At 70.9% G+C, this 20,486-nt stretch carries 18 protein-coding genes and 3 tRNA genes; 10 read left to right on the top strand and 11 right to left on the bottom strand.

The features are described 5' to 3' along the window. Positions 1–737, top strand: a 737-nt coding sequence (locus AWQ70_RS09810; RefSeq protein WP_067173163.1) for a hypothetical protein, incomplete at its 5' end; no start/stop codon positions are given. Here the strand turns inward: AWQ70_RS09810 and AWQ70_RS09805 are convergent. The 6 genes from AWQ70_RS09805 to AWQ70_RS09780 all read right to left on the bottom strand — a co-directional run bounded on the left by AWQ70_RS09805 (position 698) and on the right by AWQ70_RS09780 (position 5,925). Continuing rightward, the gene (locus AWQ70_RS09805) at positions 698–1,351 is read right to left on the bottom strand and encodes a hypothetical protein (protein WP_084516736.1); all 654 of its coding nucleotides are present in this window, start codon (positions 1,349–1,351) and stop codon (positions 698–700) included. The two genes, AWQ70_RS09810 and AWQ70_RS09805, sit on opposite strands and share 40 nt — an antisense overlap. Positions 1,352–1,390: 39 nt before the next feature. After that, entirely contained in the window at positions 1,391–2,413 is a 1,023-nt protein-coding gene (locus AWQ70_RS09800; RefSeq protein WP_067173160.1) for a DUF475 domain-containing protein, read from the bottom strand. A gap of 4 nt (positions 2,414–2,417) precedes the next feature. Further along, positions 2,418–3,011, bottom strand: a complete 594-nt coding sequence (locus tag AWQ70_RS09795; protein ID WP_067173157.1) for a TerD family protein — start codon at positions 3,009–3,011, stop codon at positions 2,418–2,420. A 68-nt stretch (positions 3,012–3,079) separates the two neighbouring features. Further along, the gene (locus tag AWQ70_RS09790) at positions 3,080–4,291 is read right to left on the bottom strand and encodes a hypothetical protein (RefSeq protein ID WP_067173154.1); all 1,212 of its coding nucleotides are present in this window, start codon (positions 4,289–4,291) and stop codon (positions 3,080–3,082) included. Positions 4,292–4,317: 26 nt separating this feature from the next. After that, positions 4,318–5,064, bottom strand: coding sequence for a hypothetical protein (locus AWQ70_RS09785; RefSeq protein ID WP_067173152.1), 747 nt, complete (start codon positions 5,062–5,064; stop codon positions 4,318–4,320). A gap of 15 nt (positions 5,065–5,079) precedes the next feature. Further along, complete coding sequence (locus AWQ70_RS09780) at positions 5,080–5,925, bottom strand: hypothetical protein (RefSeq protein ID WP_067173149.1); 846 nt, start codon at positions 5,923–5,925, stop codon at positions 5,080–5,082. Positions 5,926–6,072: 147 nt separating this feature from the next. On the opposite strand from AWQ70_RS09780, the gene recD2 reads away from it, so the two are divergent. After that, a complete protein-coding gene (recD2, locus tag AWQ70_RS09775; protein WP_218004476.1) occupies positions 6,073–8,184 on the top strand; it encodes an SF1B family DNA helicase RecD2 in 2,112 nt (703 codons plus the stop codon). A gap of 27 nt (positions 8,185–8,211) precedes the next feature. On the opposite strand, the gene AWQ70_RS09770 is transcribed toward recD2, so the two are convergent. Further along, positions 8,212–8,784 carry a hypothetical protein gene (locus AWQ70_RS09770; protein ID WP_067173145.1) on the bottom strand — a complete coding sequence of 191 codons (573 nt, stop codon included), beginning with the start codon at positions 8,782–8,784 and terminating at the stop codon, positions 8,212–8,214. Between the two features lie 91 nt (positions 8,785–8,875). Between AWQ70_RS09770 and AWQ70_RS09765 the strand changes: the two genes are divergently transcribed. The 6 genes from AWQ70_RS09765 (at position 8,876) to AWQ70_RS09740 (ending at position 14,970) form a co-directional block, all read left to right on the top strand. Beyond that, on the top strand, positions 8,876–9,403 hold the full coding sequence (locus AWQ70_RS09765) for a PadR family transcriptional regulator (protein WP_157529975.1): 528 nt from the start codon (positions 8,876–8,878) through the stop codon (positions 9,401–9,403). A 122-nt stretch (positions 9,404–9,525) separates the two neighbouring features. Further along, a complete protein-coding gene (locus tag AWQ70_RS09760; RefSeq protein WP_067173142.1) occupies positions 9,526–11,454 on the top strand; it encodes a Xaa-Pro dipeptidyl-peptidase in 1,929 nt (642 codons plus the stop codon). Positions 11,455–11,805: 351 nt separating this feature from the next. After that, positions 11,806–13,134, top strand: a complete 1,329-nt coding sequence (gene aspS, locus AWQ70_RS09755; RefSeq protein ID WP_067173413.1) for an aspartate--tRNA(Asn) ligase — start codon at positions 11,806–11,808, stop codon at positions 13,132–13,134. A 99-nt stretch (positions 13,135–13,233) separates the two neighbouring features. After that, on the top strand, positions 13,234–14,655 hold the full coding sequence (locus tag AWQ70_RS09750; protein WP_067173139.1) for a hypothetical protein: 1,422 nt from the start codon (positions 13,234–13,236) through the stop codon (positions 14,653–14,655). A 152-nt stretch (positions 14,656–14,807) separates the two neighbouring features. After that, positions 14,808–14,879 (top strand) — tRNA-Lys (locus AWQ70_RS09745). A gap of 19 nt (positions 14,880–14,898) precedes the next feature. After that, positions 14,899–14,970 (top strand) — tRNA-Pro (locus AWQ70_RS09740). A gap of 207 nt (positions 14,971–15,177) precedes the next feature. Here AWQ70_RS09740 and AWQ70_RS09735 read toward each other — a convergent pair. Then, positions 15,178–17,433, bottom strand: a complete 2,256-nt coding sequence (locus AWQ70_RS09735) for a PxKF domain-containing protein (protein ID WP_169808641.1) — start codon at positions 17,431–17,433, stop codon at positions 15,178–15,180. 338 nt (positions 17,434–17,771) lie between these two features. Then, positions 17,772–18,011, bottom strand: coding sequence for a hypothetical protein (locus AWQ70_RS09730; RefSeq protein WP_157529973.1), 240 nt, complete (start codon positions 18,009–18,011; stop codon positions 17,772–17,774). 202 nt (positions 18,012–18,213) lie between these two features. Between AWQ70_RS09730 and AWQ70_RS09725 the strand changes: the two genes are divergently transcribed. Beyond that, positions 18,214–18,945: an aspartate/glutamate racemase family protein gene (locus AWQ70_RS09725; RefSeq protein WP_067173131.1), complete on the top strand. Its 732-nt coding sequence runs from the start codon at positions 18,214–18,216 to the stop codon at positions 18,943–18,945. A 371-nt stretch (positions 18,946–19,316) separates the two neighbouring features. Here the strand turns inward: AWQ70_RS09725 and AWQ70_RS09720 are convergent, their stop codons facing one another. Continuing rightward, a complete protein-coding gene (locus tag AWQ70_RS09720; RefSeq protein WP_245646876.1) occupies positions 19,317–19,589 on the bottom strand; it encodes a helix-turn-helix domain-containing protein in 273 nt (90 codons plus the stop codon). Between the two features lie 263 nt (positions 19,590–19,852). Here AWQ70_RS09720 and AWQ70_RS09715 point away from each other — a divergent pair, with 263 nt between their 5' ends. Further along, positions 19,853–20,272, top strand: coding sequence for an HAD family hydrolase (locus AWQ70_RS09715; RefSeq protein WP_067173129.1), 420 nt, complete (start codon positions 19,853–19,855; stop codon positions 20,270–20,272). Between the two features lie 56 nt (positions 20,273–20,328). Here AWQ70_RS09715 and AWQ70_RS09710 read toward each other — a convergent pair. Beyond that, positions 20,329–20,402, bottom strand: a tRNA-Lys gene (locus AWQ70_RS09710). Positions 20,403–20,486 lie beyond the last annotated feature (84 nt).

Here is a 20,486-nt window from a genome sequence, read left to right as displayed (position 1 = left end):
GGGCACGGTCGGACGTCTTCCAGGCGGCCATGGCGACCGCGGAGACGTTCGGCGAGCCGCTCCCGCGGACGGGCGGATCACCGGAAGGGCCGCCGGGACCGGCGGGCGGCCGGCTGGAGCGTGTCGCGGTGCGGCTGTGCATCGCCACCGACATCGAGAAGTACAGCCGGTTCAACGACGTCACCGCGCTGCGCGCCCAGGACCGGCTGGTCGGGCTGCTGGCCGCCGCGCGCCGCCGGGCCGGCGTCGACGAGGCGGCGGTCGCCCTGCAGGAGCACGGCGACGGCCAGTTCGCCGCGCTCCCCCCTGACATCGAGGAACCCCAGGTCATCCCGGACTTCGTCCGGGCGCTCCGGCTGGAACTGGAGGCGCTGAACGCCGATCTCGCCGCGCACGCCCGGCTGCGGCTGCGCGTGGCGATGTGCCGGGGCAACATCAGGCGCGGCGCCAACGGATACGTGGGCAGCACCGCCATCGCGGTCCACCGCATCCTCGACGCCCCGCCGCTCCGTACGGCGCTCCGCGACGAGATCGCCGCCGCCTTCGTCCTCGCCGTCTCCGACTCGATCTTCACCGACGTGGTGGCGCAGGGCCACGGGGACCTGGACCCGTCCGCCTTCCGGCCGGTCACCGCCAAGCTGCCGGAGAAGGGGTTCGAGGAGACCGCGTGGATCTTCCTCCCACCCTCGTCCGGGTCTCACTTCCCTCCCGGCGCGAAGGACAACCCCCACGAGTAGGCGGCGTCCATGGCCTGGTGACCGCCGTGCCGGCCCCAGAAGTAGTTGATCTCGCGGTGCACGGCCAGGTCGTCGCCGGCGTTCTCCAGCAGGGCGATCGCGCAGACCGAGGCGCGGGAGGCGGTCTCGTCCAGCTTGATCTCGACGGTCGGCGCGTCGTCGCGCATCAGCGTGACCACCGCCCGGGCCGCGGCCCAGTTCGGCGCTCCGGAATAGAGGTGCGCGAAGACCAGGATCCGCCGGATCCGGTCCACCTGGGCGAGGTCGATGTGCAGCGTCTCGCCTCCGTCGGCCCGGCCCGTACGGTCGTCCCGGTCGAGCAGGATCACCGGGGCCGGGCCATGACGCGGCACCCTGAACCTGCGTCCCGGCGCCTGCACGCACCCCTTGCTGCCGTCCGACAACTCCCACAGGCAGCACAGGTCGAGGTCGATCGGGGAGTTCGCCGGGCTCTCCCAGTCGAGGTTGACCCGCAGGAGCCCCTTGCGTTCGGGAAGGATCACGCTGGGCGACTCCGGGGTGAGCGCGACTCGCGGCGCGCCGGTCTCGGTTCCGGCCGTGGGCGTGGCCGCCGAGGAGTCCGGACGCGGAGCCTTGAAGTAGTAGACCGGCACTTTCTTCCCTTCCTCGCGCGCCTCCGCCGCCCGGCGCCGTCAGCCGGCGGCCGCTCCCGACGACTCCTCCACCCGCTCCCCGGCACGTCGGTTGCGCCCCGCGGAGGACGCCATGGACGTGCCGATGAAGGCGAGTCCGATGAGCCCGGTGACCATCTCGGGGATCTCGAGGCCGAGGCTGAGCAGCATGATCCCGGCGAGCGCCCCGATCGCCCAGTGGGCGCCGTGTTCCAGGTAGACGTACTCGCCGAGGGTGCCCCGCCGCACCAGGAAGATCGTGAAGGACCGGATGTACACCGCCCCGATGCCCAGACCGAGGGTGATCAGGAACAGGTCGTGGCTGATGGCGAAGGCGCCGATGACACCGTCGAACGAGAACGACGCGTCCAGCACCTCCAGATAGAGGAACAGGAAGAAGCCCGCCTTGCCGGCGGCGGCGACCCCGTCCGCCTGGAACAGCTCCCCCAGCCCGTTGACCAGCAGGTACGTCATGATCCCGAGGACGCCGGCGACCACGACGGACGGCGGCGCGGCGAAGACGCGGGCCGCCGTCAGCAGTACCGCGAGGGCGACCACGACCGAGAGCTGGTCGAGCTTGCCGATCCGCGCGAGCGGGCGCTCCAGCCACACCAGCCACTTGAACTGGCGGTCCTCGAACACGAAGTCCAAGAAGATCATGAACAGGAACATGCCGCCGAAGGCCGCGATCAGCGGGTGCGCCTCGTGCAGCCGCACGCCGTACTCGGCGGGGTCGCTCAGCGCGAGGGCGAGCGCCTCCGCGGGGGTGAGCCGCGCGGTGACGCCGACGATGAGCAGCGGGAAGACCAGCCGCATGCCGAACACCGCGACGGCGATGCCCACGGTCAGGAACATCCGCCGCCAGTGGGGGCTCATCCGCTCGATGACCTTGGCGTTGACGACCGCGTTGTCGAACGACAGGGAGATCTCCAGGACGGCGAGTATCACCACCAGGACGAGTGCTCCCGGGCCGCCGAGGAGGAGCGCGAGGAGCAGGCCGGCGGCGGTGCCGGCGAGCGGCCAGCGCAGATCGCGGACGGTCATCGGGTCACGCCCCCGGATCCGGCTCGTGCCGCACGTCGACGCCGAAGTGCCGCGCGATCCCCCTCAGCCCGTCGGGGTAGCCCTGCGCCACCGCGCGGAACTTCCATTCGCCGCCACGCCGGTAGATCTCCCCGAAGACCATCGCCGTCTCGGTCGAGGCGTCCTCGGACAGGTCGAACCTGACCAGCTCGACCCCGTCCATCGCGTTGATCACCCGGACGTACGCGTTGCCCACCTGGCCGAAGTTCTGCCGGTGGCGGTCGGCGTCGTAGATGGAGACGGCGAAGACGATCCGCGCGCAGGCGGCGGGGACGGCGGCGAGGTCCACCTTGACGCTCTCGCCGTCGCCGTCGCCCGTGCGGTCGTCCCCGGTGTGCTCGACGGACCCGTCGTCGCTGCTCAGCTTGTTGAAGAAGATGAAGTGGCGATCGGACAGGATCCTGTCGTCATCGCCCAGCATCAACGCCGACGCGTCCAGGTCGAACGGCGCGCCGTTGGTGACACGCGGCTCCCAGCCGAGGTCGACGAGGACCCGGGTCAGGCCGGGGGCGATCTTGCTCAGCGACGTGTTGCCGCCCTTGGTCAGGCTCACGCTCATTGCGGTTCGGTCCTCCTGGCTGTGTCTTCGTATGTCTTCGTATGTCTTCGTACGGTTCGCGGCGCGGATCAGCTGTCCGCGACGATCCACTCGTGCCGGCGCCGGTGCCGGTCGAGGATCACCGGCACGAAGAGCGCGAGCTCCTCGTCGCCGATCGGCCTGATCAGCTCCTGGACGTAGACCGTCTCGACGGAGTCGAACCCGCGCTCGATCTGCGCCGGACAGGTCCGCTTCCGCCGTTCCAGCTCGTCCAGGAGGCCGGCGATCTCCCCCAGCCGGGTGTCGATCTCGGTGCGCCAGTGGTCCGCGGCTCTCATCTCGGCCTCGGCGCGGCGCAGCCTGGCCCGCTGCTCCCTGAGCTCCTTGTCGTTGGGGTTCCCCATCCTCCGGCCGAGCTCGGTCGCGATCAGCGCCGTGAAGATCAGCAGGGCGAGGACGAGGACCAGCGTGGGAACCACGCCGATGTCGGAGGCCACCGACGCGATCTGCCGCGACTCGCCGGTCTCCTGGTCCTCGACGGAGATCGTGTGGAAGAGCGCGTTCATCCGGAAGTAGGCCACCGAGCCGATCGCGAACAGCCAGATCACCGGGACGATGATCAGGAGCGGCGGCCACTTGGCCAGGCCGTGGGCCTCCTCGCCCCGCGTGCGGTACTCCTGCCACTCCCGCAGGTTCCGGCCGTAGAAGTGGGGGCCGAAGACGAAGACGAAGACCGCTCCGACGGCCAGCAGGTACGTCAGCGCCATGCTGTCGCCCCAGTTGAGGAACGTCTCGTAGTAGATCGGGGTCTCGACGGCGAGCAGCACGAGGAGGATGAGCAGGGGCACGGCCCAGTGGCCGACCGTCTTCCTCCACCCGCTGAGCGCGATGGAGCTGGGCAGCCCGTCACCGGGCTCCCGCGAGGGGCCGGCCTCCAGCAGTTCCACCTGCTTCACGGCCTCCTCGTACGCCTCGCGCACCCGCTCGTACCGGGGCTCGCCGATCCTGGAGCGTGTGTCGAGCGCGGCCTTGGCGTCGCCCGCCGCCTTCTCCACCCGCTCCAGGCCGTCCCGTACGGCCATGATCGTCAGCTCGCGCTCCTCGTCGAGCTGGAGGAGATATCCGGGCTCGTAGCCCTGCGTCTTCAGGGTGATCGCGTCCAGGCTGGGCGCCTGGCCGTCCTGCCCGCCTCTGGCCGCGACCCGCTCCCTGAGCTGGGCCCAGTCGGGAAGCGGGACGGGGTCCGGCCGCCAGGCCGGTGGCAGCGCGAAAACGTCGTCCGGTCTCTGCTGCGTGGTCACGACTCGTTCCTCCATCTCGGCATATGTCAGTCGATGGTCAGTTCGCGGACTCCGGCGGCGGTGAAGATCTCCGTCCAGAGAAGCCGGAGCTGGGGCACCCGGTCCGGGTCGCGCTCGGAGAGCAGGTTGAATCCGTGCACGGCGACCGCCGTGTCGGCGAGGTCGGGGAGCAGGTGCTTCTCACGCAGCTCCCGCACCTTGTCCTTGCGGACCTGCTCCTCGCCGTAGTCGGACTCGTTCAGATCGAGGACGCCGACGTTGCTCATCAGGTCGCTGAAGACGACGATCTCCCGGTCCCGGTCCGGCTTCGGAGCGCTCTTCATCCGGTCGCCGACCGCCCGCAGGCCGCCGAGGACGTCCGACCCGCCGCTGGGGTCGTCCTGGCAGGTGAGCAGCTTCTCGGCGCCGGCCCCGACCTGCTTGAGCTTCTCGGCGCGGACCGCCTCCTCGATCTTGGGGTTGCGGTTGGGGTTCTCCCGGTCGCTCGCGTACAGGCGGAGCGAGGCCACCTGGCAGGGCGTGCCGACCGAGTTGCCGGTGATGGCGGCCAGGCCGACCCAGTCGCAGCCGTCGGCGAACCCGCCGAGGTGCCGCCTGATGAGGTCCTTCGCCGTGGCGTACTCGGCGAATCCGGTGCTGTCGACGACGACGCCGCACATCGCCCGGTCGGACTCGCTCGCGCACCCGCCGGCCGGGACGAGCAGGACCGCGGCCAGCGCGGCGAGCGTCCTTCGGAAGCCGGGGATTCTCGGGGATGAGGTGGGGATTCTCATGGCTCTTCGCACCTGTCACGCTCGTGTCTCGTCGCCGTGGTCGCCGTGGCGGTCGCCCTGGTCACCGTGGTGGTCGCCGTGGCGGTCGCCGTGGTCGCCTCTTCCGATGCCGCGCGGGCCCTGTTCGCCCGCCAAGGCCGACCGCACCTGCTCTTGAAACCGGACGGGGCCGTCGAGGACGCCGCCGGGGAACGCCTTCTTCCTCCGCTCCTCGCGGTCCTCCAGCCAGCCGTCGGCGAGCGTCGGCTCCGTGTGCTGCCAGATGCCGTGGAAGCCGACCACCCTGAAGTGCGACTGGGTGAGGCCCTCCTCGTAGGAGTCGAGGAGCACCTTGGTCCGGTCCAGCTCCGCCCGCGCCAGCAGGCCGTGGACGTCCCAGCAGCGCTCCCAGCGGCGCTCCGCGTCGGAGAGCCAGGACATCCGCTCGTGGAGGTCGCGATCGAGCTCGCGGGCTCGCTTCTCCGCGCGCAGGCGGGCGCTTTCCGCCGGGGTCAGCGAGGGGACGCCGCCCCAGTCGGCCGCCGGGTCCGCCACGCCCTCCAGCTCGATCATGCGGCTGTTCAGGCTGGCGGCCAGCGCCCGGAAGCGCTCCTGCGAACGCAGGAGCGCCAGGCCGCAGTCCTTGGCCTCCCGCTCGATCGCGGCCAGCTCCGCCTCGCGCGCCGCGAGCATCTCCTTCTGCTGCGCGTCGAAGAGCCCGATCACCTGCTTGACGAACGGCGGGTCGTAATGCGCTCGCGACAGGTACAGCCGGCGCATCTGCGGGTCCCTGCCGTCCCTCTTGCCGCGCTCGATCGCGGCCTCGCGTGTGACGACCTCGCTCGGGCCCCTGAGCCTCGGTTGACCGTTCCGCTCGGCCATCGCGATGATCCCTTCGCTCCACCTGTCGCGGTCAGGCTCAGGATGGAGGACGTCCGGCCGGCGAAAGCCGCCAAAGTATGGCGTTCCATGAATTGCGCGTCGACGCGGGATGACTCCCCCGCCTGCGGGGATGGTTGGATTGCCGGTGTGGAGGCGTCAGTCGAGCAACTGGTGTTCGTCCGCGAGGACGAGTACACGGTCGCGCGGATGAGCGCCGACGGAGAGCCCTCGTTCGTGGCGTCGGGGCGGGCGCTGGCCGGGGCGCAGCCGGGCGAGACCCTGCGGCTGGCCGGCGAGTGGGACGACCATCCGCGCTTCGGCCGGCGCTTCGCGGTGACCGGATGTGAGCGGATCGTGCCGTCCACGGTCCGGGCGATCCGGCTCTACCTGGGCTCGGGGCTGATCAGGGGCATCGGGCCGCGGCTCGCCCAGGCGATCGTCGAGCACTTCGGCGCGGCCAGCCTGGAGGTCGTCGACGGCAGCCCGGAACGGCTCCGCGAGGTCGTCAACATCGGTCCGGTACGGCAGGCGCAGATCGTGGCCGCGTGGCGGGAGCAGAAGGCGATCGCCGCGCTGATGGTGACGCTCCAGGGGTTCGGCGTCAGCCCGCTGCTCGCGACCAAGATCTACCAGGTGTTCGGGGCGGACTCGGCCGAGGTGCTGCGGTCCGACCCGTACCGGCTCGTGGGGCGGGTGCGGGGCGTCGCCTTCCCCACCGCGGACCGCATCGCCCTGGCGTCCGGGGTCCCCGAGAGCAGCCCGCAACGGGTCAAGGCGGCGATCCTCGACCGGCTGGAGACGGCGGCGGGCCGCGACGGGCACTGCTTCCTCGCCATGCGGGCGCTCGTGACCCGCGCCGTCGAGCTGACGGAGCAGGACGAGGACCTCGTCCGCGCGATGGTCGACGCGCTGGCCGGCGAGCTGCTGGTGGTGGTCGAGGACGGCCCCGCCGGGCCGGTCGTGTACGCCAAGGGGCTGCACGCCCGCGAGACCCGGTTGGCCGCCGAGCTGGGCCGGCTCTGGCGCGCCCGCTCGACCCTGCCGATGCGGCGGTACGAGGAGGACCGGGCTCTCGACGACGACCAGCGGGCGGCCGTCACGATGGCGCTGACCAGCACCGTCTCGGTGCTGACCGGCGGGCCCGGCTCCGGCAAGAGCCACACGGTGCGGGTGATCGCGGCGACGGTGCGCGCGATGGGCGGGAGCGTCACGCTCGCCGCGCCCACGGGGAAGGCGGCCAAGCGGCTGTCGGAGCTGACCGGGCTGCCCGCGATGACGATCCACCGGATGCTGGCGCACGAGCCCGACCCGGAGACGCTCTTCGACGAGACCCCGGCCGCCGCGGACCTGATCGTGATCGACGAGGCGTCCATGCTGGACCTGCACCTGGCCGTCCGGCTGTGCTCGGCCGTTCCCTCGGGCAGCCACCTGCTGCTCGTCGGCGACCGGGACCAGCTCCCGAGCATCGGGCCGGGCAGCGTGCTCGCCGACCTGCTGCGCGTCGAGGAGATCCCCCGGGTGAGCCTCGCCCGCGTCTACCGGCAGGCGGACGGCAGCGGCATCGTCGAGGCGGCCCGGCGCATCAGGTCGGGCGAGCCGCCGTACGTCCCGGGCGGCGGCGGTTTCTGGTTCGAGGAGCTGGACGACCCGGCCGCGGTCGCCGACCGGGTGGTCCACCTGGCGACCGAGGCGATCCCCCGCAAGCAGGGCGTCGATCCCGGCCGGGTGCAGGTGCTCTGCCCTATGCGCAGGGGCGCGACGGGCACGGTCGAGCTGGGCCGCAGGCTCCAGGAGCGTCTCAACCCGCCCTCCCCGGACAAGGCGGAGCACTGGTCGGGCGCCTCGGTGTTCCGGGTCGGCGACCGGGTGATGCCGATACGCAACGACTACGACAAGGGCGTCTTCAACGGCGAGACCGGCACCGTCACCGCCGTGCACGCGGAGGACCGCGCCGTGGAGGTCCGGATCGACGACGGCGACCTCGTCTCGTACGGCTTCGACGAGCTCGACGACCTCACCCACGCCTACGCGGTGAGCGTGCACCGGGCGCAGGGCAGCGAGTACCCCTTCGTGGTGGCGCCGCTCGTGGCCGAGTCGGGCGGCATCATGCTCCGCCGCCGGCTCCTGTACACCCTGGTCACCCGGGCGCGTTCCTGGGTCGTCCTGGTCGGCCCGCGCGACGCCCTGGAGCTGGCGGTCCAGCGTCTCGGCCACCGCCGCAACACGGCGCTCGCCCACCGTCTCGCCGCCGTCCTGTGACGCGCCCCGGGCGGGTGCGGGGGTGGTTCAGGCGGCGGGCTGCGCGGCGCGGTTGCGGGCCCGGACGAGCGTGGTGTAGCGCACGGTGAAGACGGCGGGGATCGCGAAGCCGCAGACCTTCACCGCGATGATCGCGACGGTGGCGTGCGGGGCGAAGGCGATCAGCAGCGCGAGCCCGGCGGCGTTGCAGGTGAAGGCGACCGCCCAGACGGCGGTGATGATCGCGTTGACCCGGTAGAACATCGGGGTGCCGTGCACCGCGGCCGGCACCGACTCGCGGGCGATCCCCAGCGTGAACGGCCTGCGGATGGCGAGCGTGGTCCACGCGGTGAGCGCGAGCCAGCCGACCGCGACGGCGGGGCCGTACTCGCCGAAGGGCGCGGGAGTGATCGTCAGCGCGGCGAGCGTGAGCACGCCGAAGAACACCACCGACCCGATCTCGAGCACCAGGGCGTCCCAGGCGCGTCCCCTGCGGCGGTCCATCCCCAGCAGCAGGGCGGACAGCAGGAGGGCGGCGGCCGCGCCGTACCTGGCCTCGCCGTTCGTGGCGAGCACGGCGAAGGCGATCCAGGGGAGGAAGCTGCGGATGTAACCAAGCACGGGGGCCCCTCAAGCGATGTTCCAGTTGTGACATGTCGAAAGTAGAACCTCCTAGGACGACATGTCAACTTTGGAATGTAGGCTTGCCTCCATGAGCCTTCGCCACGCCATGCTCGGGCTGCTCGCCCGCGGTCCCGCCAGCGGCTACGACCTGATGAAGATGTTCGAGATCTCGCTGTCCAACGTCTGGCCGGCGACGCAGAGCCAGCTCTACGGCGAGCTGGGCCGGCTCGCCGACACCGGCCTGGCCGAGGTCGTGGCCGAGGGCCCGCGCGGCCGCAAGGAGTACGCGATCACCGATGCCGGGCTGGCCGAGCTGCGGCACTGGATCACGGATGTCGAGCCGAACCGCTCCCGGCGCAGCGACATGCTGCTCCGCGTGTTCTTCCTGGACACCGTCGAGCCCGAACAGGCGCGGCACTACCTGCGCGAACGGGCCGCGGCCGCCACCGAGCAGCAGGACGGCCTGGCCAAGGTGCGCGAGCTCATCGCGGAGGGCCGGGACCCGCTGTCGGTCTACGGGCGGATCGCCGTGGAGTGGGGGTTGCGCTTCAGCGCCATGCAACGCGAGTGGGCCGAATGGGCCGTCGGACAGCTCGACCAGCTCCCTCCGCGCTGACGAAGCCCGCGCGCGATGTCACATAGCAGGAGCAAGGTGATCCCGAACCCATAAAGGAATCTTGTCGGCGATACGGACACAACAGAGATTAACGGGAGTTCCCCCAGTCTCTGGAGGCTCCCGTGCCACAGTTACGAGCAGCCCTCATCGCCGCCGCCCTGGTCGTCACGGCCGCAACCCCGGCCCACGCGACCGGCGGCCCCTCCATCACCGTCGAGCAGGGCCGCACCCAGCCGGTCTTCTCGTACGCCGACGCCGTCCGCGAGCACGTCTACGTCGAGTCGGAGGTCGACGGCGACGCCGACGGACGGCGGGACCGGATCCGGGTCGACATCATCAGACCCAGGGAGTCGGGCCCCGGCCTCAAGGTGCCGGCGATCATCGACGAAAGCCCCTACTACGACAACTCCGGCCGGGGCAACGAGTCCGAACGCAAGGTCTACGACCCGGCCGGCGACCTCGCCAAGTTCCCGCTGTTCTACGACAACTACTTCGTGCCGCGCGGATACGCCGTGCTGAACGTCGACATGGCCGGCACGACCAAGTCCGGCGGCTGTCCGGACGTCGGCGGCCGGGGCGACGTGCTGGGCGGCAAGGCCGTCATCGACTGGCTGAACGGCCGCGCCCCCGGCTACCACGCCGACGGCACCCCGGCGTTCGCCGACTGGACCACCGGCAAGGCCGCCATGATCGGGAAGTCGTACGACGGCACGCTCGCCAACGCGGTCGCGGCGACCGGCGTCCAGGGACTGGAGACCATCGTCCCGATCTCCGCGATCAGCTCCTGGTACAAGTACCAGCGCTCCAACGGTGTGGTCTACAACTACAACTACATGTCCTACCTCGCGCGGGTCGTCGACACCGACCCCGCCGCCAAGTGCGCCGCCGTACGGGCCCGCCTGGACGCCGAGGACGGCGACGACACCGGCGACTACAACGCGTTCTGGGCCGAGCGCGACTACATCGCCGGCACTCTGGGCGACGCCTCCAAGGTGCGGGCCAGCGTCTTCGCCGTACACACCGTCAACGACCTGAACGTCAAGCCCGACCACTTCTCCACCTGGTGGGAGGCGCTGGCCGACAGGAACGTGCCCCGCAAGATCTGGGTCGGCCAGTACCAGCACGTGGACCCCTTCGACTTCGAGGGACGCCGCGACCTGTGGGTGGACACGCTGCACCGGTGGTTCGACCACTGGCTGCTCGGCGTGCCGAACGGCGTCATGGACGAGCCGCGCGCCGACGTGCAGGTCGGCCCCACCTCCTGGATCACCCAGCGCGACTGGCCGGCGCCGGCCGCGTCGACCAAGTTCCTCCGTCCGGCGGCCGACGGCTCGCTCGGGCTCTCCCCGGCCAAGAACGGCGCGACCGCGACCTTCACCGACATCCGCCAGTCCGAGGACGCGATGGTGGCCGACGTCGGGACGGCCAAACCGGGACGGGTGGCCTTCACCACCGGCGAGCTGCCCCGGGACCTGCGCATGTCCGGCACGCCCGTCGTGGACCTGCGCGTCGCGCTCGACCGGCCCACCTCGAACCTGACCGCGCTCCTCGTCGACTTCGGTGAGGACACCAGGATCGACTGGCGGCGCGGGCAGGGCATCACCACGCTCTCCGAGGAGAGCTGCCACGGGGACAGCACGGCCGCGGACGACGCCTGCTACCGGAAGGTCGTCACCAACCTCGCCACCCGGCCGCTGGAGATCGTCGCCCGCGGCTGGATCGACGCGCAGAACCGCGACTCGCTCAGCGAGCCCTCCCCCCTCACCCCCGGAACGTACGCGCAGGTGAAGTGGAGGACGCTGCCGCAGGACTACGTCTTCAAGAAGGGGCACCGGCTGGGCCTGGTGATCGCCGGAACCGACTCGACCTACAGCGGTGAGACGGCCACCGGCGCGCAGGTCACCGTCGACCTGCACAGGAGCCGGGTCCAGATCCCGCTCGTGCTCGGCATCGGCCACTCGCTGACCGACGGCGACATCCCGAGCGACAAGGGTTCCTGGCACGGCCCCCGGCAGATCGACCTGCCCGTGCCGGACAACCGCCTCTACTGATCCCGTGCCCATCCCCTACTGATCCGGTCGCCCCGCCCCGGAACGCGGTTGCGTCACGCGGCGGGGCGGCCGTACTCTTCCGGCAACACGTTGACGGAGACGAGTAGTCACCGGACCGGGCAGGTGGGAGAGAGCCGCCGGAAGCTGCGAAGGCGGACCTGCCCCCGGCGGCGAAGACCCTCCCGAGTGCGGGGAGGAACGGCGCGCGCGCCCAATGCCCCGCCGGCCGGCCCCCGTCATCGGGCTCGTCGAGGCCGCCCGTACACGTGGCGGCGAAAGTGCGGTGGCACCGCGAGTTCCCTTCTCGCCCGCACTCCCAAGGGATCACCACTCACTTGACAGAGGTTTGTGATGATCTCCACATCCGCAACCGTCCACCCCGCCCGGAGCCTGGCCGCGGACCTCCCGCGCCGGATCGGCGAACGGGTGACCGTCCAGGGATGGCTTCACCGCAGGCGGACCCTGAAGTCCGTGGTCTTCCTCGTCCTGCGGGACCGCTCCGGCCTGGCCCAGGCCGTGGTCACCGACCCCGAGGTCATGAGCGCGGTCGGCGGCCATCCCGAAGAGAGCGTCCTGCAGGTCACCGGGACCGTGACCGCCAACCCCCAGGCTCCCGGAGGAGCCGAGATCACCGCCCCGGCGGTGACCGTCCTGTCCGAAGCGGTCGCGGCCCCGCCGTTCGACCTCTATCGCCCCGCCGTGCCGGCCACGCTGCCGACGATCCTCGACCACGCCCCGGTCGCCCTGCGCCATCCGCTGCTGCGGGCCCCTCACGCGATCTCGGCCGCGTCCGTCGCGGGATTCCGTACGGCGCTCGACGCGCTCGGCTTCACCGAGATCCACACGCCGAAGGTGGTGGCGTCGGCGACCGAGTCCGGCGCCGACGTCTTCGCGATCGACTGGTTCGGCACACCCGCCTACCTGGCCCAGTCGCCGCAGTTCTTCAAGCAGGCGATGGCCGGCGTCTTCGAGCGCGTCTACGAGGTCGGCCCGGTCTTCCGGGCCGAGCCGCACGACACCGCGCGGCACCTGGCCCAGTACACCTCGCTGGACGCCGAGCTCGGCTTCGTCTCCGACCACCGCGACGTGATGGCCGTGCTGCGCGAGGTGCTCGCCGGGATGACGGCCGCCGTCGCGGCCCAGGCCGGCGAGGCGTGCGCGCTGCTGGACGTCGCACTGCCCGACGTGCCGCGCCGGATCCCGGAGATCCACTTCGCCGAGGCCCAGGAGCTCCTCGCCGAGCACACCGGTGAGGACCCGCGCGGCGAGCCCGACCTCGCCCCGGCCCACGAACGCTGGTTGTCGGAGTGGGCGCTGCGCGAACACGGGAGCGAGTTCCTGTTCGTCACCGGGTACCCGATGGTGAAACGCCCCTTCTATACCCATCCCGAGCCCGGCAGGCCGGAGCACTCCAACAGCTTCGACCTGCTCTTCCGCGGCCTGGAGCTCGTGACCGGCGGTCAGCGCCTGCACCGCCACGAGGACTACCTCGCGGCCCTCGCCGCCCGTGGCGAGTCACCCGAGCCGTACGCCGGCTACCTGGCCGCCTTCCGGCACGGCATGCCGCCGCACGGCGGTTTCGCCCTCGGCCTGGAACGGTGGACCACCCGGCTCACCGGGGCCGACAACATCCGCCGCGCCACCCTGTTCCCCCGCGACCTGCACCGCCTGACCCCGTGACGACGGGTGGCCCGGCCCGGCATCGCCGGGGCGGGCCGCACCGCCGGGCGGGGATAAACCAGTCGAAGTCTGGTCGAATCTGCCGGGATCATGACTCTCATGAGGTTCCGCAGGGACAAGGACAGAGGCCGGTCGCGACGCGAGATCCTCGCCGAGCTGCACGGTTCGCTGGATCGGCGGTACCGGCCCGAGGACGTCGCCGATCTGGTCCTCGGAGCACTCGGCGGCCGGCTGTCGCGGCGCGAGCGCGTCGTGCTGGAGCGCGCCGCCAAGCACTCCTCCCGCCGCGAGGGCTGGTTCTCCTCGATGTCGGCCGACTACAGACGACCGGTCGGGGGCGCCCGGCAGGTCGCGGCGGCCGGCCGTATGTTCGGCCGGCGGGTGGAGGTCGACCCCGACGACCCCGAGTCGTTGCTGGAGTTCGCGGCGACCATGGGACACGAGATCCGGTGGACGCCGGACCGCACCGACTTCCTGGCCGACCGGCTCAACCGGGACGCCCGGGAGGCGGCGGGCATGGATCTGTCCAAGCGGCAGTACAACCGCCGGTTCAGGATGTTGCGCCGGATCGCCGCCAAGGCGGAGACGCTGGGCACCGAGCAGGACAAGCGGCGCCTGCTCATGGTGGGGGTGACCGGCTTCGGCGCCGACATCCCGCCGGAGCGGTTCGCCGCCGACGCCGACGCGGCGTGTTTCGTGGCGTACTACACCGCGCGGCGCAAGACGCGCCGCGAGTTCAGCCTCTCGGGGCGGGACAACCCGTTCGACGAGATCGCCCAGGTGCTGCTCGACCGGTGCGCGGACGGGACCGACTGGTGGATGATCGCCCAGGTACGCGCGACTCCCGACGTCCTGGAACGCCTGACCGACGAGGAGCGCGGGCGGCTGCTCGGCCAGTGGTCGGCGGTCATGCGGCACAGCGCCGACCTGCTGCGCACCCGTTGGAATCCCGGCACCGACCGCGCCACGATGATCGTACGGCGCGGCGACGACTCCACCACCTGGAACAACCTGGCGGTCGCCTACAACACGGCCCGGTCCGGCTGGCTGGCCTGCCTGGCGTCGCTGGACGCGCTCCGGTTGCTGGACGCGGCCTGCCCGGGCAAGGCGATGCGGCTGATGGCCGCGGACCTGGCCGCCTGGCATCGCGCGTCCGGCGGAGGTGTCGATCCCGGCACCGCGGTGTGGGCGGCGTTGCCGCTGCCGTGGGAGGTGCTGGACGGCACCGCGGCGTGTACGCGTGCCGACGTCGAGGCGGCCTGCCGTACGGCCGGGCTGGACCCGCGAGAGTCGGGGTGGACGGCGCCGGCGCCGCGGCGTGGCGTGGCGGTGTTCCGGCCGACGCCCGAACTGGTGCACGGGGTGAGCGTCGCCGATCCGGTCTGGGCGGCGCTGCTGCGGCGGGCGGGGGTGTTCAGCGGCAAGGGCGTCAAACCCGAGCTCGCCGCCGACGCCCGGCACGGGCTCGCCGCCGGAGTGGTGGTCGGCGATCTGCCCACGACGGAAATTCCCGAGAAGTAGTCCGGGGCACCGCCCAGCGCGGCCGTTTCGGCCGTCCGGTCGGCGCCGTCCGGTCGAAGCTGCCCGAGGCCGCGCCCGGCCCGATCGGTCGGCGCCGTGGCCCCGGATATTGTGTGGCGCCCGCCGGGCCGTCTGCACCACACTGGGTGCGGCCCGCCGTAGTTCAGAGGTAGAACGCCTGGCTCTTCTCCAGGTAGGCGCCGGTTCGAGCCCGGTCGGCGGTGCCGCGCACGGTGACGTGGCCTCGTCGTAGCTCAGTGGTAGAGCGCCCGGCTCGGGACCGGGTGGACGCCGGTTCGAGCCCGGTCGACGAGGTCCGCCACCGCGAACGCGCCCCGACCCCGGCCATCGAACACGAGGACACCGGCCGCTCCCCGGGCTTGAGCATCCACAGGTGAACCGACCTCGTCGACGTACGGCGACGACGCGGCGGCCCGGGGACGGATCCCGGCGACTTGGGAATGCCGGGTGGGGAACCGGAGCTCGATCACCCCGCTCCCCCACCCGGGCACCGCGGTTCGGCTACTTCAAGGTGATGGTGGTGAAGTGGCTGCTGCCGTCATCGAGTTTCAGCTCGAACTGCCGGCAGGTCTTGGACCAGTCGCGCTCCGTCTTCCACACGTAGTTGTACTGGCCGTCTTCGTAGCCGAGCTTCGAGTTCCCGGGGCCGCTGGTCGGCTCGGCCGGGCCGGTCGGCTTCCCGGTGTCGCAGGCCACCGGCCGGGAGACCGGGTAACCGGAGGCGATCACGCCGGCGCCGCGGTCACCGCCGAGGCCGAACTTGATCGGTACGGCGCTGCCGGCCTTACCCTCCATGGTCTCGGGGAAGTAGGCGTGCCAGGGGTAGACGACCTGGTACGTCGCCTTCCGGTCGGCGGCGTTTCCGGCGTTGTCGGCGGCCTTGACCGTGAACTCGTGGAAGCCGACGGCGGAGGTGTCGAGCGGGCCGCCGTCGGGCACGGTGCCGGCGCAGGACGCCACCCCGGACAGGTTGTCATCGCACCGGTACGACGCGGTCGCGGCCGCTCCGAGCGTGAAGACGGCGCCATCGGCGGGAGTGGTGAGGGAGATCGTCGGCTTGGTGAAGTCGACGGTCATCTTCACCGCCCGGTCACCGGCGATCGACACGCCGCGCTCGGTCGCCACCCGGCCCTCGACCGTGGTGGTGAAGTCGCAGGTGACGTGCGGGAGCACCGCCTCCAGCCGGCCGTCGGCCCCGGTCGTGCCCAGGTCGCGCGGACCGTTGCCGCAGTCGGCCCGCACCGGCGCCCCGGCCAGCGGCTGACCGGCGTCCGAGGCCGCCGAGACCGTCACCGCGTTCAGCGCGTTGTGCGCCACCGCGCCGCCCACGACATCGAGGGTGATCTGCAGCCGCTCGGGGCTGATGTTGTCCATCGTGTCCGTCGGCCGGTGGTACTGCGGTTCCGTGACGTACGTCCCGCCGGTCGGGCCGCAGACGGCCGGCGGAGTCGGCGGACGGTAGTCGAGCCAGATGAACAGCGAGGACGGGATGCCCACGTCGTAGAACGCCTGGTGGTCGCTCTGTCCGAGCCTGCAGTTGCGCAGCCCGTCGAACCCGACGCGCGCGGCCGCGTCGTACGCCTCCTGGACCACGAAGTTCGACTGGCCGTTCGGGGTCAGCGCCCACAGCCGGGCCGGCTCGTACGGCGTGCCGACCATGTCCATCTGCCACTCGCCGACGAACCGGGCCTTCTCCGCGGCGGTCAGCGTGTTGACGTACGCCCGCGCGCCGAGCAGGCCGCCCTCCTCACCGCCGAAGCCGCCGATCCGCAGCTCCTTGTCCAGCGGATACTGGCTGAGCACCCGGGCGACCTCCAGGGAGACGCCGTTGCCCGAGGCGTCGTCGTGGGCGCCCGGCGCGCCCAGCACCGAGTCGATGTGCGCGCCGACCATGACGATCGGCGCGGTGGTGCCGGTCGGGTCGCCGACCGCGTGCCGGATGCCGATGACGTTGGTGCCCATGGGGTTCGCGTACTGGTTGGTCGCGATCCGCAGCGTCAACGGGCCCTTGTCCAGGAGCTCCCTGATCCAGGTGTGGTGCGCGCTGCCGCCGCCGATCACCGGGATCTCGGGCTGGGACGTGGTGAGAGTGAACGACGGAGGCGCGGAGTTACCGGTCGCGTAGGCTAGGACGACCGCGATCGCCCCCCGGCTCACCGCGTTGGCCACCGCGGTGTTCCGGATCGAGGCGGTGGTGCTGTAGTCCATCAGCACGACCTTGCCCGCGGTGTCGGCGGGGAAGTCCGCGGCGGACTGGCCGGTCTTGGCGTAGACGACCTGCCCCTCCACGCCCGCGTTCCCGGTGAACTTGCCGCTGGCCGAGGCGTACATCTGCCAGTTCGGGCCCCCGGGCAGGTCGGCGTCCGGGGACGTGACCTTCGCGACCTGCTTGGTCGAGACCGGGCCCCATGACTGGAGGGTCACCTCGAAGCCGTAGGACTCGAGGACGCCGCCGATGTACTCCGCGCCCTCCCTCTCCTGCGGGGTGCCGTTCAGCCGGGGACCGATGTCCACGGCGAGGTGCCGGATGTGCCCGACGGAGTTGGCCGAGTCGAACTGGTCGACGATCTCGCGGTCATAGTCCTTGAGCGGCGCGCTCGTCGCCACGGCCGCGCCGGCCGGCAGGTCCGCGCCGGACGACGCCTGAGCCTGGACTCCGCCGGCGGCGGACACGGTCCCAAAGGCCAGCGTCGCCGCCAGGCCGCCGGCGATGGTGAGACGTCTGAGGAGTGGGGGGTGATTGAGTGAACTCCTCACGGAGAACCTCCTGGTACTGGCGGACATGGAAGTCCGCATGGCTTCCCCGCCGTTCGGATCACGAGGGCGAGGACAAGGTGCGCGATTAGTATCAGCTAGGTAAAAAAGGGGTCAAGAGCCCTTTTGGTCCTGACACGCTTGACCGTCTCCGGTCACCTCGGCCATCGCTCGACGCGGGGAAAGCGACTCGAACGGCCATCATGATCGCGGAAACCGGTGATCACGGCGATCGCCGGAAGAAGAAAAGGCCCAGGTCGGCGACGCCGACCTGGGCCTTCATGCGAAGTGCGCCGCCAGGACTCGAACCCGGCGAGCGGAGCGCCTGACCGCTCCCGCGACTACTTCCTCAGCCAGAGCATGTAGTACGGGCTGTCCCAGCGGCAGTCGTACTCCTTGTAGCCCTCCATGATGAGCTTGGTGGTCCCCGCCGAGACACAGTTCTGGAGTGTCCGGTAGGCCTGGTACGCGGTCCAGCCCGTAGTTGTGGCACTCGCCGGGGCGGCGGTGGCGAGGGCACCGGCGGCGAGGGTGCCGGCCACCGCCAGCGTCACTCCGAACCGTGCGGCTTTCTGTCGCAAGACATCGTCCTTCCTTTATGGGCGGCGCACGCGCCGCAGTACGGACGACCCCACGCTAACCGTTGTCGATCTCCAAAGGTAAGATTTTCGATCTTCATCTAGCTCCGGCCCACCCCGCCACCGCCTCCCCGCGGCCTCGCCCGCCAGGCCGCCCAGACGGCGGGAGCGGCTGTGGGCGCCAGGAAATGCGAAGATCGCCGTCATGAGCATCGACCGGCATCTCGGCATCCTCGCCCACAGCACCGGAGGGGCCGCGCTGTGCTTCCTCGAATTCTGCCAGGAGGGATTCCGGCGGCTGGGCCGTCACGAACACCCCGACGTGACCCTCGACTACATCGCCTTCGGGTACAGCATGCCGGCCTGGGACGCCGGGGATCACGCGGCGATCCGGACCACCCTGGCCAGGAGCGTGGAGCGGCTCGCCCGCGCGGGCGCGGATTTCTTCGTCTGCCCGGACAACACCGCCCATATGGCCCTGGAAGTGCCCGGACCCGATCTCGGCCTGCCGGGGCTGCACATCGCCGACGTGGTCGCCGCCCAGGCCGCTCGTGAACGGCGCAGGCGCGTCGGCGTGCTGGGGACGACGTACACGATGGACGGCCCGCTGTACCCGCGGGCACTGGCCGCCCGGGGCATCGCCACAGAGGTGCCGGACGCCGACGACCGCCGCATCGTCAACGAGATCATTTTCGACGAGCTGGTGAACGGCGTGGTCACCGAGACCTCTCGGCAGGAGTACGGCCGCATCATCGGACGGCTCGCGGCCCGGGGCTGTGACGCCGTCGCCCTGGTGTGCACCGAGATCCCGCTGCTGGTCACTCCCGAGGCGTCTCCCCTGCCCACGCTGGACTCGACCCGCCTGCTGGCCCGCGCTGCCTACGACGTGGCGGCCGGTCGCCTCGCCCTCCCGACCTGGCGCGGCGGCCCGATATAACCCGGCCAGGCCGAGCATTCCCCAGAGCTGCGGAGCCCCTCGGCCCGTCCTCTGTCACCGTCCGCCCCCGAAGACACCGCCGCCTTGATTCCTCCGGACGGCTAGGTAACGGAAAGCCCAGGTCAGTGGGACTGACCTGGGCCTTCGAAAGGGTGCGCCGCCGGAGACACGAACCCCGGACCCGCTGATTAAGAGTCAGGCGCCCTATCACCCCGTGTTGGCCGCCGCCTCGCCGTGCCAATTGATGCCGCTTCGTACGGCCGTCGCCCGGTCTGAGTGCCGCTCAATGCCAGCCCTTGACGCCCCGTTCCACGGCATCCAAGTAACCACCGAGCGACCGACCATTGATCGAATGGCACTGATCATCACGCTCAGGCCGCGCGAGCTTCGAACCACAGAGAACCGAGATCGTGCCCGGAAGTGAGCCGAACATCGGCATCGAGCGCTGCAGCCAAATGCCGCAACAAGGCGACCGTGGGCGGGGTTCCCCCCTCCTCGATGCACTCGATCTCGTCGACGGTCATGCCCGCCCTCTGGGCGAGGTCCGCAACGGTCATGCCGAGGGCGGTCCGCCGATCGTACAGGGCCTTGCCGAAGGCCAGCGCCTCGCGAATCGCGATCCGCTCTGGATCATCAATCTGCATGTCAGGGCGCACCCAGCGGGTGTGGTGACCAGCCATCACACCTGCCTTTCAAAGCTCTCGGTCGCCGCTCCGTGATGGTCACGTTCGCAGACCTTCTGCGCCCGCACCGCCCGTTCGATGCAATCACGGCGGGCCGACCTCACCCTTTACGCGGCCAATGACGCCGCTCTCATCCCGCTCAGAGACGAGGCACCGCTAAGCGTCTACCGGAAGCAGCGCTGTGGGCTTGCGCACGGCTTTCCAGCACGGCGACGATCGCAGCCATGATCAAGGGTGTCATGTTCGACTTCTCCGGGCCCCTCTTCCGCGCGGAACCGACGGAGACCTGGCTGCGCGCGGTGATCAGGGAGGCCGACTATGACATGCGGGAGGACGAACTCACCGCCTGCGCCGCCCGGCTCGAAGAGGCCGGAGCCATGCCGGGTGGTCTTCCTCCGCGCCATGTGCCCGAATGCCTCGCCGAACTCTGGGAGGAACGCGACCTGAGCGCCGAACAACATCGAGCCGCGTACACCGCGCTCGCGCGGGAGGCGGCCCTGCCCTGTCCGGACCTGGCCGACGCGCTCTATGACCGCACTCTCACACCGGCGGCCTGGCTGCCCTACCCCGACACCGAAAGCACGCTCAAGGAACTGCGCGGACGAGAAAACTCCGCCTCTCAGGAATGCGCACCGCCACCATGAAGGGTTCTCATAACGAAAGCCCAGGTCAGTGGGACTGACCTGGGCTTTCGAAAGGGTGCGCCGCCAGGGACTCGAACCCCGGACCCGCTGATTAAGAGTCAGCTGCTCTAACCAACTGAGCTAGCGGCGCGGAAGCAGTAAGAGGTTATCGCACGACCCAGATCCCTCAAAACCGGGCTACGCTAGAACAACATTCGGTTCGATCAATGAGGAG

It is taken from the genome of Microtetraspora niveoalba, from assembly GCF_001570405.1.
Classification (GTDB): domain Bacteria; phylum Actinomycetota; class Actinomycetes; order Streptosporangiales; family Streptosporangiaceae; genus Microtetraspora; species Microtetraspora niveoalba.
Note: the sequence above shows the minus strand (reverse complement) of the source record. Positions and strands in the feature narration are given on the sequence as shown.